This is a genomic window from Streptomyces sp. NPDC008125 (assembly GCF_042957125.1).
In the GTDB taxonomy this organism is placed as follows: domain Bacteria; phylum Actinomycetota; class Actinomycetes; order Streptomycetales; family Streptomycetaceae; genus Streptomyces.
The window spans coordinates 296,670-310,081 of sequence record NZ_JBIBHR010000011.1; the positions used below are offsets into that span (position 1 = coordinate 296,670).

Sequence of the window (13,412 nt, forward strand, 5' to 3'; positions counted from 1 at the left end):
ATGTCGTCGGCGGCTCCGGGGCTCCCGGGCACCCGACCCACCGAACCCCCGGGTGGGGATCGGGCTTCTCCGCCTCCTGCGCACGGCCTCGGACACCGCCGGGCCGGCCGGGACGCGGTCGACGGCGCACACGGTTGCGCCGCGACCGCCCCGGACGGGGGCCTCGGCGGACGTCCGAGGCCCTCCAGCGCTGCGGTTCCGTGCCGGGGGGCCCACCTCCGGTTTCGGGCGATCAGGCGTGCGAGGCCGCGCGCGCCTTGATGGTGAGGGCGGCCAGGGACATCATCACCGCGCCGAACAGGGCGGCGCAGGCGTACATCGCGAAGCCGATGTCGGCGTTGCCCGCCGAGATCAGCGCGCCGCCGATCCACGGGCCGAAGATGGCGCCGAAGCGGCCCATGCCGGAGACCCAGCCGAGGGCGGTGGGGCGGTCCTCGTCGTCGTGGTGGGTGCCGACGGTCGCGTAGACCATGGTCTGGCCCGAGAAGAGGAGCAGTCCGGCGAAGAAGACCACCGCGTACAGGACGCCGACCGACATCTCGACGCCCATGAGGTAGACGAAGACCGCGGTCAGCACGAACCAGGCGATGACGACCTTGCGGGGGCCGATCCGGTCGGCGGTGCGGCCGGCGACGAGCATGCCACAGATGCCGCCGACGTTGAGGAACGTCGAGAAGAGCAGGGAGTCCCCGGTGTCGTAGCCGAGGTCGACCATGATCTTGGGCAGCCACTGGCCGACGCCGTAGACCAGGAGCAGGCCGGCGAAGGACGTCAGCCAGAAGCACAGCGTGGTGGACCACTGGCCGCCGCGGAAGAGGTTCTTCAGGGCGTCCAGCCTGTCCGTGGTGTTCGCCCTGGGCTCGGGCAGCTCGGTGCCGAAGTCGGCGGCGAGCAGCTCGGCGTCGGCACGGCGGCCACGGGTGAGGAGGTTGGTCGGCGATTCGGGCAGCAGCTTGAAGGCGAGCGGCAGGAGGATCAGCGCGGGTATCGCGGAGACGAAGAAGGCCGAGCGCCAGCCGTGGTCGTCGACCAGCCAGAGCGCGATCAGCGGGGCCACGGCCCCGCCGGTCTGGTGGGCGGTCATGATGACGCCGGTGGCGAGGGCGCGGCGGCCCCTGGAGGTGAACTCCATGCCGTACGAGATCGCGATCGGCAGCAGGGCGCCCAGACCGAACCCGCACACGAAGCGGAAGACGCCGAACTGGCCCACGGAAGTCGACCAGCCGGTGCCCAGGGTGGCGAGGGTGAAGATCACCACGCTGGTGAAGACGGTGACGCGGCGGCCGATCCAGTTCGACGCCATGCCCGACAGGACCGTGCCGAGCAGCATGCCGAAGTTGGAGTAGCTGCCGATCGTGCCGGCGGTGTCGGGGGTGAGCCCGAGGCTGTGGCCGCCGAGCATCTTCGGGAGCACGGAGCCGTAGATGAACGTGTCGATGCCGTCGAGGAGGACGAGTCCCCAGCACAGGGCGATGACGGCGTTGCGGCTTCTGCGGGCAGCCGTGGTCCCGGGCGCCTGGGCGGGCCGGGAGGGGGCGGAGGAGGACATCGTTGTTTCCTCTCGAGCGGGACGCCAGGGCGGTACGGGGCCGTGGGCCCTGGCTGCAAGGGGTGTGGGGCCGGTGCGGCTCGCGCGGCCGGTGAGAGAGCGGGAAGGGGCGGAGCGCCCCCGCAACCGCGGGCTTCGGGGGGAGCCGGCGATTCGGTGTGGCTCGACATTAAGAAGCCGCCGACTACTCGTCAACACTTTTGTTAACAATTACGGCAACGATGGGGCCCCGGGGTGCCGCACAGGACGCGCACAGCTCTCGTGCGGTCCGTGGGCCGCGGCGCTCCCAGGGCCGGATACGCGGGTCGGCCGGACTGCGGTCAGCCCTGGACGGGGGGCGTGCCGTGGGTGTGGAAGGACTCGATGGTCCGCAGGCCCCAGGCCTGGCCCTTCCTGCGCTCCTCCTCGGTCCAGGTGACGAGCGGCCAGTCGGGGGCGAGGACGAGCCGGGTGAGCGGGTTGCAGAGCTCGATCCGGTTGCCGCCCGGCTCGTAGACGTACAGGAAGAACGTCTGCTGGATGGCGTGCTTGTGCGGGCCGGTCTCGATGAAGACGCCCGTGTCGATGGCGAGGTCGGCGGCGCGCAGGATGTCCTCGCGGGTGTCGGTGGCGAAGGCGATGTGGTGCAGTCGGCCCTCGCTGCCCGTCCAGTCGGACGTGTACACGACGTCGTACGACTTGTCGGTGAAGGTCAGCCAACGGGCGGCGATCTTCCCCGAGTCGAGCTGGATCTGCTCGGTGGGGCGGGCGCCGAGCACGTGTTCCTGGAACTCGGCGTTGGCCAGGACGTCGGCCGCGAGGAAGTTGACGTGATCGAGCCGGCGCACGCCGACGCCCCGGTCGGATTTCGCCTGCGGCTGGTTCTTGAGGGCGGGTTTGAGTGCGTCCGGGGCCCGGTAGTACTCGCTCTCCCAGTAGAGGGCGTGCTCGTGACCGTCCGGGTCGGTGGTGACGTAGAGCCTGCCGATGCCTGGTTCGTCCTCGACCCAGTGGCCGGTGCCGCCCGCCGCCTCGACGGCCTCGACCCGGCGCCGGAGAGCCTCCTCGCTGGAGGTGCGCAGGGCGAGCCGGCCGAGGCCGGGCTGCTCGCGGGCGGTGAGGACGAGACTGTGGTGCTCGTAGTCGTCGAAGGTCCTGAGGCGAACGGTGTCGCCGTCCTGCCCGTTCACGGTGAGACCGAGGAAGTCGGTGAAGAAGGCGACCGAGGCGTCCAGGTCCGGGGTGAACAACTGGACGTGGCCGATGTGTGCGATGTCGCCGAGCGGCGGAGTCATGCTCGATCTCCTGTCAGGGGTGCGTTCGGCGGCGCCGTCCCGGTCGACCGGGGGAAGACGGTGCCGTCGAAGATCTTGCGTGCCGTACGGACCACCGCCGTGCGGTGGGCCCGGGGCCGGTTGCCGGGAGTGCGGTCCAGACTGCTCTCGATGTCTGTGAACCCGCTGGGATGCTCGATACGGAGCCGTTCACCCCGCTCCGGAAGGTCCGCGATGCCCTCCGCGACGCTTCCCTCGACGAGCAGTCCCGCCGCCACGCTCGCGGCGCCGAGAACGCCGATCGCGGTGTGGCAGCGGACCGGGATGAACGTACGGGTGGTGACCGCGCCCCCGTGGAGCGGCGGGGCCAGCAGCGTCAGCTTGGGCACGGTGGCGGCGGAGACGTCGCCGAGCCCCATCGCCTCACCCGCCGCCAGCCGGATGTCACGGAGGCGCCGGGCGAGCCTCTCGTCCGCCTCCAGCTCCGCGGGTTCCTCATGACCGGTGACACCGAGGGCTTCAGCGGGTACGAGGACGGTCGGCATGCCGTTGTCCACGCAGGTGACCCCGGTGCTGGCGACGGTGTCCCGCGCGTTTCCCGTGGGCAGCAACGCCCCCGAGCCCGGCGGGAATTCGATGACGACGGCGGCGGCGCTCCCGGGGACTCCGGATATCTCCGTGCCGCCCCCGTACTCCACGTGGCCGCCGGGTGTCGGGAACGTCGCCGTGGCGAGGTCGCCGGAGTTCAGCATGCGGACACGGACGGAGGTCCCGACGTCGCCCGGGGCGACCAGACCGCGTTCGACGGCGAACGGACCGACTCCGGCGAGCAGATTGCCACAGTTCTGGCGGCCCGACACCTGTGCCTCGGCGACGCCGACTTGGAGGAAAAGGTAGTCGACGTCGACCTCGGGATCGTCGGAGACCGACACCACGGCCACCTTGCTGGTGAGCGGATGGGCGCCGCCGAGGCCGTCGATCTGGCGCGGGTCCGGACTGCCCATGATCCGCAGCAGCAGAGCGTCCCTGGCGGCGGGGTCCGCGGGCAGGTCGCCGGCCAGGAAGTAGGCGCCCTTGGAGGTGCCGCCCCGCATCAGCATGCAGCGGACGCCCTCGGACCCGCTCACGAGGAGTGCTCCTCATGCGTGCGGTACTCGACGCCGAGCCGTTGGAGAGTCTCCCTCAACCCGTAACGGTCCAGCCCGAGTTGGCCCTCCTGGAAGGCGGCGCGGGCTCCGGCCTCCTTTCGCTCGCGCGCCTCGGCCGCCTCGGCGGTCCGCCGGGCGTGCTCGCGCTCGACGACCACCACGCCGTCGTCGTCGGCGACGATCACATCGCCGGGACGGATCACCTGGCCGCCGATCGCGATCGGCACGTTGACGCTGCCGCCGGTGGCCTTGACCGAGCCCTGCGGACTGACGGCGGCCGACCAGGCGGGGAAGCCCATCGCGCGCAGCTCGGCGGTGTCCCGGATGCCGGTGTTCATGACCACCCCACGCACACCGCGCCGCTTCAGGGCCGTCGCGAACAGCTCGCCGAACAGGCCGTCCGTGCAGGGCGAGGTGGTGGTGACGACGAGGATGTCGCCCTCGCCGCACTGCTCGACCGCCGCGTGGATCATGAGGTTGTCGCCGGGCCAGCACAGCACCGTGACCGCGGTACCCGCGACGCGTACGTCCCTCTGGACCGGGCGCAGATGGGTGCCGAGGAAGCCGGTGCGGCCCATCGCCTCGCCGACGGTGGCGGTTCCGTAGCCGGCGAGTGCCTCGACGTCTTCGGCCTCGGCCCTGGGCGGGCCGGTGACGATCACTCCGGGCATCAGGCGAGCTCCTTCGCGATCTGCGGGTAGGGGCGCATGTAGGCCTCGGCCATGGTCCGGTGGGCCAGTCCCAGGTTCGGGCCCGCGTTCCGCTTGAGCTGGACTCCGCGCCGTACGGCGAGATCGGTGTAGTAGTCCCACAGGTGCTGCTGCGCACCCAGGCACTCCATGGCCTTGCGCTTGGTGTCCCACACCTCGGTGATGTCGAGCAGGACCTCGGGCCTGAAGCCGCTCATCTCGGGCTGGTGCGGTTCGAAGTAGAAGACGGGCGGGGCTCCGATGATCTCCCCCTCGCCCGGGTAGCCGATGGCCTGGGCGAGGACGCGGGCCTCCAGGGCCATGCGGTTGGCGGCCGGGTGGTCGCCGTTGTACGGGTCCTCGACCGGGTGCGTGAGGACGACGTCCGGCTGCGTCTCGCGGTAGACCGCGACGAGCCGGTCGGTCAGTCCGGCGGTGGCCACCAGCGGATAGTCGCCGGCGTCGAAGAAGCGGACATCGGCGCCCAGCACGGCCGCGGCGCGCTCGGCCTCGTCGCGACGGAGTGCCTTGATCTCGTCGAGCTTCTTCCCCTCCCGCCAGGCCTTGGCGGACTCGCCGCGCTCGCCGAAGGTCAGGCACGCGAGGGTGACCTTCTCGCCGCGCGCGGCGGCCAGCGCGATGGCGCCGCCGGCGCGCCACACGAAGTCCCCGGCATGGGCGGTGACGACCAGTGTCGATCGAGTGGCGACGGCGGGCGCGCCGGTGGCGTCGGTCATGCTGTATCTCCTTGGTGACAGGTGCGCACCCGCCCCAGAGGTGCGTCAGTCGTCGCGCAAGGCGTCGATCACGCTGCTGAGGTGGGCGCGTACGGCCCCTTCGGCCGCTCGCGGGTCCCTGGCGGAGATCGCTTCGATCACCGCCAGATGCTCACTCAGGGACTGCTTCGCACGCCCCGGACGCAAGGCCAACCGGAAGCGATGACGCACCAGTTGTGCGTTGAGACGCTCCAGAAGGGCAACGGCCGTCCGTTGGCCGGAGACGACCCGGATCAGGGTGTGCAGATCGTGGTTGAGATCGGAGTAGGAGACCGGATCGCCGCCGGCGACCGCCTCGGACATGGCTTCGCCCAAGTCGGCCAGCTCGTCGATCTGTGCGTCGGTCGCGATCTCGGCGGCTTTGGCGGCGCACAGCGCTTCGAGCGCCATCCGGCACTCGGTGATCTCCACGGCCTCCTCGATCGTGACCACACGCACCCGGGACCCGCGGTTGCGGATCCGCTCGACCAGACCCTCGGAGGCGAGGTCGAGCAGCGCCGCCCTGATGCTGGCGCGGGTGACGCCGTACTGCGCGGCGAGTTCGGTCTCCACCAGCCGTTGAGCCGGTGCCATCCCGCCCCGCAGGATCGTGTCCCGCAACCGTCCCAGCGCGTACTGCTTCGCCTGTTCTCCGGAGCCCGGACGGGTTTCCTCCGGCATCTGCCCTCCCTGAGTGAGTGCTTGTCGAAGCTAAATCTCGCGAACAGAATTGTCAACGATTTTGTCTGCACCTCATGACCCGAGGGCTCCCGTCCGGCGGGAGGAGCGGCGGGGGAGCGGCTGAGGCCGGGCGGGCGGAACGGCGGGGGCCGGGCGGGCGGAGTGGCGGAGCTGCGGGGGGAGCGTACGGGGCGGCGCAAGACGAACGTCCCCGGCACCTGCCCGGTGTCGGGGACTCCGTGGACGACCCCGGTCCCGGACCGGGGCGGCCCGGGGCTCGACGGTCGGCTGCCGTCCGCCCGCTGATTCCGTACCGGCGGAGCGCCTACCGGCCCGCCCTCTCCTCCCGGGGGAAGTCGGTCGGGAGAGTGAGCTCCTCCCAGGCGCTCAGATCCTTGTCGGCCGCGTCGCGTCCGGCACGGACCAGGCGCAGAGCGTCCGAGCCGAGGACGGGGTGGGCGGGAGGATCCGGTGCGTCGAGAGCGCGCAGGACGGCGGCGGCCGCCCGGACCGGGTCGCCCGGTTGCCGGCCGCCGGCCTGCGTCCGTGCGGCGCGGGAGCGTCTGTACCGGCTGGCGGGCACCGCATCCGACGGTGAGCGGCCCAGACCCGCGAAACGGTCATCCCGGCGCTGTGCCTGCTACGGGACGGTTGTCCGAACGCCGCGGAGCTCGTCCTGAACCATCCCGACGTCGGCCCGCTCGACCTGATGTACCAGTCCTTCGACGTCCGCGGCGCGCCGGGCCGGCAGCTGGTGATCCACCACGCCGAACCGGGAAGTCCGAGCGCCCAGGCGTGTCCCTGCTGGGCAGTCTCCATGCCACCCGGAACCGGGAGTCCCCGGCGGAGCGGTGGCGCCGCCGTCGCGCCGGGCGTCGCGGCGCATCCGAGAGCTCCCGGCGCATCCGAGAGCTCCCGGCGACGCCCGCGACCCGGGCGGGCACCGGGAGCTGCTCGGCGTCAGCGCTGTGCTCAGCTCTGTGCGGTGTCGTCGCCCGTCTGCCCGGAGGTCCCGGTCGCGCCCTCGGCCGCGGCGGCCTTCTCACGCATCTTGCGCACCAGCTCCGCCTTCTGGTCGGCGGCGCCCTGGCGGTCGAGGTTGCGGTGCGGGCCGTTGTTCTGCCGCTCGGTGCGGGACTGCCGCTTGCGCTGGCCGCCGCCCATGCCCACGGGGTTGTTGATGTTCTTGCTCACGGGTTCTCCCGGAATGATGTGAAGTGATCTACGGATTCATCGGTGGGGGACGGGCGCGGCGACGTAGGAACCGGACGTCAGCGGGGGCCCGTCACGCTCTCACTCGTAAATCGGTGTCTGGAAGAACATGGCCAAGACGTTACGCCATTCCCGCACGGCAGGCCCCCGCGGCGAGGTGCCGTAGCCGCTGGTCGGGAAGATCGCCGCTTTCCCGCCCCCCCCGTCAACGACGCGGCCGTGACCGGGCGGGCCACCGAGACGTTCGCCGCGCACTCCGGCGAGGACGCGCACTCCGGCGAGGACGCGCACTCCGGCGAGGACGCGCACTCCGGCGAGGACGCGCACACCGTCGAACTCCAGACCGCCGGCGAGGACCTGAGCCTGGTCCCGGACGCGTACGGGGTGCCGTTCACCTACGGGGGCATCGGCGGCACCGACCCGGAGCTGTACGCCGAGGCCGTCAGGAACGGCACCGTCCCGTGACGTCCCGGTCAAGCGCAGCCCCTTCTTCGCCCCCGTCCGCCGGCCCACCCTGGACACCGGTGTCGGCGCCCCGACCGTCGCCGTGCTGGCCCGGCTCGGCGTCCGAGCCGTACCCGCGCCCGTCCGGCCGCTCAGGCGAGCCAGTCGGCGTAGCGGGTGGGGGCGAGGTGGGCGCTCCTGTCGGTGAGGACGTCGCCCTTGACCGCGGCGAACATCCCGGCGGTGGGGTCGGTGACGACGGTGCGGCCGTCGGCCGCGTGAGCCACGGTGATCCGGCCCAGCTCGTCCAGGGTGAAGACGTCCGGGCCGGCGATGTCGCGCACCCCGCCCAGCGGGGAGCCCGCGGCGACCTCGGCCACCGCCAGGGCCACGTCCGCGGCGGCGATCGGCTGGATCGGCGTGGCGGGCAGCCGCACGGTGCTGCCCTCGGTGGTCCAGGAGAGCACCGCCTCGACGAACTCCATGAACTGGGTCGCCCGGACGATCGAGTACGGGATCGGCCCGGCCGCGAGGATGTCCTCCTGGAGCTTCTTGGCCCGGTAGTAGTCCAGCTCGGGGACCTGGTCCACTCCCACGATCGAGAGGATCACGAAGTGGCCGACACCGCCCTCGGCGCCCGCCGCCAGGAGGTTGTCCATCGACTTCTGGAAGAACGCCGGGGACGCCTCGTCGAAGGTGGGGGAGTTCGTCAGGTTGACGATGGCGTCGGCCCCCGCCACCGCCTCCGTGAGCCCGCGCCCGCTGATGACGTCGATCCCGGTGGACTGGGAGTGCGGAACCGCCTCGTGACCTGCGGCGTTCAGATCGTTGACGACCTGCGAGCCGATCAGCCCGGTACCGCCGATGACCGCGAACTTCATGGGATGCCCTTCGCTCGGAGATGTATCGAAATATGACATAGAGGGCATCGGTCGGCGTGGTCCGAGCGTGGCGTCCGGGTGCATCCGGCGGTCGGGGTGTCCGGTCGGCCCTGGGGCGCGGCATCGTGGCCCCGACGGTGGGCGGGGTGTCGTGGCCCCGACGGTGGGCGGGGTGTCGCCGCCCGGCCCCGAGGGCCGGAGAGCGCCTCCGGATCTCCGCCGATCGTCGGGGGTGTCCGCCCATCGCCCCGGAGGTGTGCCGGGACGCACGGTCGCACGCGGGCGGGACGGCTCCAGCGAGAGGTGCCGCGGGCCGGGCGGCGGACCCCCGGCCGCGGCCGACTCCGCGGGGGAGGAGCTTTCCGGCGCTCGGACCGTCGCGCGAGGCCGATCGGGTCACCGCATGAACTGCCGCATCTCCTGACCAACCGGACCGCGTTCTTCTCGGGGTGAACCCCGGACGGTGCCTGTTCCCGAAAGGCGCTTTACACTCCACCTCACTGTGGATTCGCAGGAACAAATTTGCCTTCGGTAAGACGATTGCCCAAGGTGTGCCGTTATTCGAAGGGAGGGGGCAATGGTCGACGCGGGACGCGGATCGGGTCCCCGGAACCCAGGACTGCTCATCAACATCCTTGGCCCACTTGAGGGTTGGAGCGGTGAAGAGCAGCTTGTTTTCGGTGGTCAGGTCCAGAAGAGGATCCTCGCCACTCTCTTGCTCGATCCGGGTCGGGTCATACCCGCCGCTCGTCTCGCCGAGGCGGCCTGGGGAGAGGAACCTCCGACCACGGTGGCTCATCAAGTCCGCAAGGCCATTGCTGATTTGCGGAGGAGAATGCCACAGGGGGCCTCCGTCATTCTCACCGACGGCGCCGGTTACCGTGTGAAACTGGGCGAAGGACAGCTTGATCTCCTTGAATTCCACGGACTGACCCGGACCGCGAGCAGGTCCCTGCGGGAAGGAAGGCCCGCCCAGGCGGCGGAGGCGCTGCGCGCTGCTCTGGCGCTCTGGAGAGGGCCGGCGCTGATGGGTGTGGGCGGACCGGTCGTGGACGCCGCCGCGACCGCCCTGGAGGACCGCCGTCTCGCTGCCGCCGATCAGCTCTTCGAGCTACGCCTGTTGCTCGGAGAGAGCAGCGAGCTCATCGCCGAGCTGCGCACCCTCATCTCCGGGCATCCCCTGCGGGAGACCTTGCGCGGGCACCTGATGCTCGCCCTCTACCGCTCCGGCCGCCAAGCGGAAGCACTGGAGGAGTACGGGCGGGTCCGGGACCTCCTGGTCGAGCGTCTCGGAGTGGACCCCAGTCCCCAACTGGCCGAGCTTCACACCGGCATCCTGCGGGGCAACCCGGCTCTGGCGCTTCCGGAGTCGTCGGCACCGCGCGAGTTCCCCGACGCGCTGCACGCGAGTCTCTCCGCTCCCGCGCCCCTCGCGCCGCCGTGCACCCTGCCTCCCGGGCTCTCCGACTTCACAGGACGCGACCGCGAGCTGACCGAACTCCTCGGCCACCTGCGCAAGGGCAGCCGGGCCGGCGGTGGGCCCTGCGCCCATCTGGTGGCCATCGACGGGATGGGGGGCGCGGGGAAGACCTCGCTCGCGGTCCACGCTGCGCACCTCCTCGCCGGGGAGTACCCCGACGGCCAACTGGCCGTCGACCTCAGGGGGTTCACGCCGGGGGAGACGCCGGTCGAACCCTCCACCGCGCTGGACATGCTGTTGCGGGCCCTGGGCGTCCCCGCCGACAGGATTCCCGACGAACTCGAGGGGCGCACGGGACTGTGGCGCTCCGCACTCGGCGACCACCGGCTCCTGCTGCTGCTCGACAACGCCGCGAACGCGGACCAGATCCGTCCCCTGCTGCCCACCACCTCGGGCTGCCTGGTGCTGACCACCAGCAGGGCCAGGCTGGTGGACCTCGACGGCGCGGAGTGGGTATCCGTGGGACTGCTCTCGCCCGAGGAGAGCACTTCGCTGATGGCCGAGACACTGAGTCCGGAACGCCTGCGCGCCGAGCCGGAGGCCGCGGCGGAGCTCGCCGAGCTGTGCGGACACCTGCCCCTGGCCCTGCGCATCGCGACCGCCCGTCTGCGCAACCGGCCCAGATGGACCATCCGCTACCTGGTCGAGCGGCTCCGCGACGAAACCCGCCGACTGGACGAACTCCGGTCGGGCGAGCGGAGCGTCGCCGCGACACTCCAGTTGTCGTATCTGGCGATGGACGAGCGGCACCGCACAGCGTTCCGCCTGCTCGGCCTGCATCCGGGGATGATCTTCGACGTCCATTCGGCCGCCGCGCTCCTCGGCACCGGCGCGAAGGACGCGGAGGACCTGCTGGAGACGCTGCTCGACGTGCACATGGTCCAGCAGCCCGGCATCGGCCTGTACACGTTCCACGACCTCGTGCGCAGCTTCTCCCAGGACCTGGGGGGATCCGCGGCGGACGGGGCCGCTGCCTCACAGGCATTCGAACGACTGCTCAGCTACTACGTGACGACCACCGACGCCGCGTGCGAACTGATCTCGTCCGGCCGGGCGTCCCGGCCCAGCGGCCTCGAACCGTACACCGGCGCACGCCCCGTGTTCCCGGACAAGGACGCCGCCACGGAGTGGTTCGCTCGTGAGCACAGCGGGCTCCTGGCGACGGTGACTCTCGCCGGGCGGCAGGCACACGACCGGCACACCGTCGCGCTCACCCGCAATCTCAACTTCCTCCTCCACTCGCGCGGCCAGTTCGACATGCTCTGGAACCTCGGCCATCTCGCGGTCTCCGCCGCCCGGCGACTCGGTGATCCCGGTCTGCTCTGCGTGGCGCTGTCGAACCTCGGTTCGGCCTGCTGGAAGCTCGGCCGCTTCGAGGAAGGGCTCGCCGCAGCCGAGGAGGGGCGGGACATCGCGAGGCGACAGGGGGATCGGCACACCGAAGCACACAGCGAAGCGAACATGGGGCTGCTCCTCTCGGAACTGGGGCGCTACCGTGAAGCCCTGCCGCTGGTCGAGCGTGCCATCGTGCTGGCCGCCGACCTGGGCTCGACGCGTTCGGAGGCGGAGAACCTGACCGTCCTCAGCACGCTGTACGAGCGATGGGGCCGCCACACCGAGGCTGCCGACGCCGCTCTGCGGGCGATGGAGACCAGCCGCGCCAACGGTTACCGGAGCAATGAGATCATGGCACTCGCCGATCTCGCGTTCGCCCGCGTGGGACTCGGCGAGTACGAGGAGGCCGGGCAACTCCTCAAGTGCGCCCGCGAGCTGTGCGGTGAGACCACCGGTCCCGGTGACTCCGGGCTGGTGCACGCGCTGTCCGCCAAGGTCGCCCATCTTCTGGGGGACGACGCCGCCGCGCGGGAGTTCGCCGGGAGCGCTCTGGTGCTCGCCCGGTCGAGCGGCACGCAGATCCGTCTCGTGAAGGTGGAGAACCTCGTCGGAGACCTCCACTTCGACTGGCGCGAGTACGCGGTCGCCAGGAAGCTCTACGCCCACGCCCACACGATGGCGGCATCGATGCGTTTCCGCCCCGAGGACGCTTCCGCCCTGCTCGGGCTGGCCCGGGTGGCCGAGGCGTTCGGCGAGACCCATCTCGCGGTCGAACACCGGGCTGAAGCAGCCTCGTTGCTGGCCTTCATGGAGGTGCCGCAGCCCGTTCGAGGGTGACCGCGAACGGGCTGCCGGGGGAGCGTGTGCCGGTGACCACGCGCGTGGCCACCGGCACACGCTCCTGCCCGGCGCGGGGCAGGAGCCTTCATGCACCGGCCGAGGTCGGGCCCATGTCGGCCGCACGGTTCTCGTGCCCGGCCGAGGGAGCTGTCGCGCCGATTCCGAACAACAGTACGGCCGCGGTCAGGATTCCCACCAGTCCGGCCAGCTTCTTCCGCATCTCGGTTCCCCTCGCATTCGGCGGCGACCCGTCCTGTTCGGTCCCCGCTCTCTGTGATGAGGAATCTCGCGGAGGGCAGTACCCCCCGCATACCGTCCCGGTACCGCCCCGCGACGAGGCAGGCGTACCGCCGGATCCAGGCCGCTCCCGTGCCCCGGAACCCTCAGAGAGTGGTGAGGACGTCCGGCGGGTCCGCCGCGCCGACACCGGCGAAGAAGACCGCGGCACGGCCCAGTGCGGCCTCGTCCTCCTGGATCTGCCCCGGCCTGGTGCCGTTGGCGAGCAGTACGCCGCCCCAGGTCATCCGGAAGTAGTCGGCGGAGTTGCGCAGGGTGCCGACGAGGGGGTCCGCGAGGGCGGCGTCGTCCGACGCGTACGCGGTCACCCCCCACAGGGTCTTGCCCCGCATACCGTCCGCGAAGCGCGGTCCGGGGACGCGCATCCAGCCGGACCAGTGGTCCATGTAGAGCTTCACGCTCGCGGAGACGCTGTACCAGTACAGAGGGCTGACGACGACCACGTCCGTGGCGTCGAGCGTCGCCTGCCGGAGAAGCCCGGCGTTGCCCGTCGGCTCCTCGTACTGACCGGTTCCCTCGTGCCGCAGGTCCTCGAAGGGCTCCAGCGGGTGGTCGCTCAGGCGTATCCACCGCTGGGCGACATCGGCCGACAGGGACGCTGCCGCCCGCCGGGCCAGCGCCTCCGAGTTGCCGTCCGGGCGCGCGCTGCCGAGAAGGAAGAGAAATGATCTGGGGGACCGCATGGTGGGTTCGTCCTCTTTCCGTGGGTTGATGACGGGGGTCGAGAAGATGATGACGGCCTTCCGGCGCACCGTCATGCGGTCTCGGTGACCAGGCGCTCGACCGCGGCGACGGCGTCACCGATGGCCTCGGGGTTCTGGCCGCCGCCCTGGGCGACGTCCGGCTTG

The 13,412-nt window shown here is 71.3% G+C and carries 13 protein-coding genes and 1 pseudogene; 3 read left to right on the top strand and 11 right to left on the bottom strand.

Annotation, left to right across the window (positions count from 1 at the left end):
• Positions 1 to 232: 232 nt before the first annotated feature.
• The 7 genes from ACFZAX_RS20795 to ACFZAX_RS20825 all read right to left on the bottom strand — a co-directional run bounded on the left by ACFZAX_RS20795 (position 233) and on the right by ACFZAX_RS20825 (position 6,658).
• Entirely contained in the window at positions 233 to 1,549 is a 1,317-nt protein-coding gene (locus tag ACFZAX_RS20795; protein ID WP_390963296.1) for an MFS transporter, read from the bottom strand.
• Between the two features lie 320 nt (positions 1,550 to 1,869).
• A complete protein-coding gene (locus ACFZAX_RS20800; RefSeq protein ID WP_390963297.1) occupies positions 1,870 to 2,823 on the bottom strand; it encodes a VOC family protein in 954 nt (317 codons plus the stop codon).
• Positions 2,820 to 3,902, bottom strand: coding sequence for a 4-oxalomesaconate tautomerase (locus ACFZAX_RS20805; protein WP_390963325.1), 1,083 nt, complete (start codon positions 3,900 to 3,902; stop codon positions 2,820 to 2,822). The genes ACFZAX_RS20800 and ACFZAX_RS20805 overlap by 4 nt, the downstream gene beginning before the upstream one ends.
• A 23-nt stretch (positions 3,903 to 3,925) precedes the next feature.
• Positions 3,926 to 4,621, bottom strand: a complete 696-nt coding sequence (locus tag ACFZAX_RS20810; RefSeq protein WP_390963299.1) for a 4-carboxy-4-hydroxy-2-oxoadipate aldolase/oxaloacetate decarboxylase — start codon at positions 4,619 to 4,621, stop codon at positions 3,926 to 3,928.
• Positions 4,621 to 5,376 carry a PIG-L family deacetylase gene (locus ACFZAX_RS20815; protein ID WP_390963300.1) on the bottom strand — a complete coding sequence of 252 codons (756 nt, stop codon included), beginning with the start codon at positions 5,374 to 5,376 and terminating at the stop codon, positions 4,621 to 4,623. The genes ACFZAX_RS20810 and ACFZAX_RS20815 overlap by 1 nt, the downstream gene beginning before the upstream one ends.
• 45 nt (positions 5,377 to 5,421) lie before the next feature.
• A complete protein-coding gene (locus ACFZAX_RS20820; RefSeq protein ID WP_390963301.1) occupies positions 5,422 to 6,075 on the bottom strand; it encodes an FCD domain-containing protein in 654 nt (217 codons plus the stop codon).
• A gap of 325 nt (positions 6,076 to 6,400) precedes the next feature.
• A complete protein-coding gene (locus tag ACFZAX_RS20825; RefSeq protein ID WP_390963302.1) occupies positions 6,401 to 6,658 on the bottom strand; it encodes a hypothetical protein in 258 nt (85 codons plus the stop codon).
• A 93-nt stretch (positions 6,659 to 6,751) separates the two neighbouring features.
• On the opposite strand from ACFZAX_RS20825, the pseudogene ACFZAX_RS20830 reads away from it, so the two are divergent.
• Positions 6,752 to 6,918, top strand: a pseudogene (locus ACFZAX_RS20830) (transcriptional regulator); the annotation flags it as partial.
• Positions 6,919 to 7,047: 129 nt separating this feature from the next.
• Here ACFZAX_RS20830 and ACFZAX_RS20835 read toward each other — a convergent pair.
• Positions 7,048 to 7,269 (bottom strand): DUF6243 family protein, encoded by a 222-nt coding sequence (locus ACFZAX_RS20835; protein ID WP_327175627.1) that lies wholly within the window; start codon positions 7,267 to 7,269, stop codon positions 7,048 to 7,050.
• 237 nt (positions 7,270 to 7,506) lie between these two features.
• Here ACFZAX_RS20835 and ACFZAX_RS20840 point away from each other — a divergent pair, with 237 nt between their 5' ends.
• On the top strand, positions 7,507 to 7,752 hold the full coding sequence (locus ACFZAX_RS20840) for a hypothetical protein (protein WP_390963303.1): 246 nt from the start codon (positions 7,507 to 7,509) through the stop codon (positions 7,750 to 7,752).
• A 131-nt stretch (positions 7,753 to 7,883) separates the two neighbouring features.
• Here the strand turns inward: ACFZAX_RS20840 and ACFZAX_RS20845 are convergent, their stop codons facing one another.
• Positions 7,884 to 8,612 carry an NAD(P)H-binding protein gene (locus ACFZAX_RS20845; RefSeq protein WP_390963304.1) on the bottom strand — a complete coding sequence of 243 codons (729 nt, stop codon included), beginning with the start codon at positions 8,610 to 8,612 and terminating at the stop codon, positions 7,884 to 7,886.
• A 577-nt stretch (positions 8,613 to 9,189) separates the two neighbouring features.
• Here ACFZAX_RS20845 and ACFZAX_RS20850 point away from each other — a divergent pair.
• Complete coding sequence (locus ACFZAX_RS20850; protein WP_390963305.1) at positions 9,190 to 12,264, top strand: BTAD domain-containing putative transcriptional regulator; 3,075 nt, start codon at positions 9,190 to 9,192, stop codon at positions 12,262 to 12,264.
• Positions 12,265 to 12,352: 88 nt separating this feature from the next.
• Here ACFZAX_RS20850 and ACFZAX_RS20855 read toward each other — a convergent pair whose 3' ends face one another.
• A complete protein-coding gene (locus ACFZAX_RS20855; protein ID WP_390963306.1) occupies positions 12,353 to 12,487 on the bottom strand; it encodes a hypothetical protein in 135 nt (44 codons plus the stop codon).
• 163 nt (positions 12,488 to 12,650) lie between these two features.
• Positions 12,651 to 13,247, bottom strand: coding sequence for an NAD(P)H-dependent oxidoreductase (locus tag ACFZAX_RS20860; RefSeq protein ID WP_390963326.1), 597 nt, complete (start codon positions 13,245 to 13,247; stop codon positions 12,651 to 12,653).
• Positions 13,248 to 13,412: the final 165 nt, after the last annotated feature.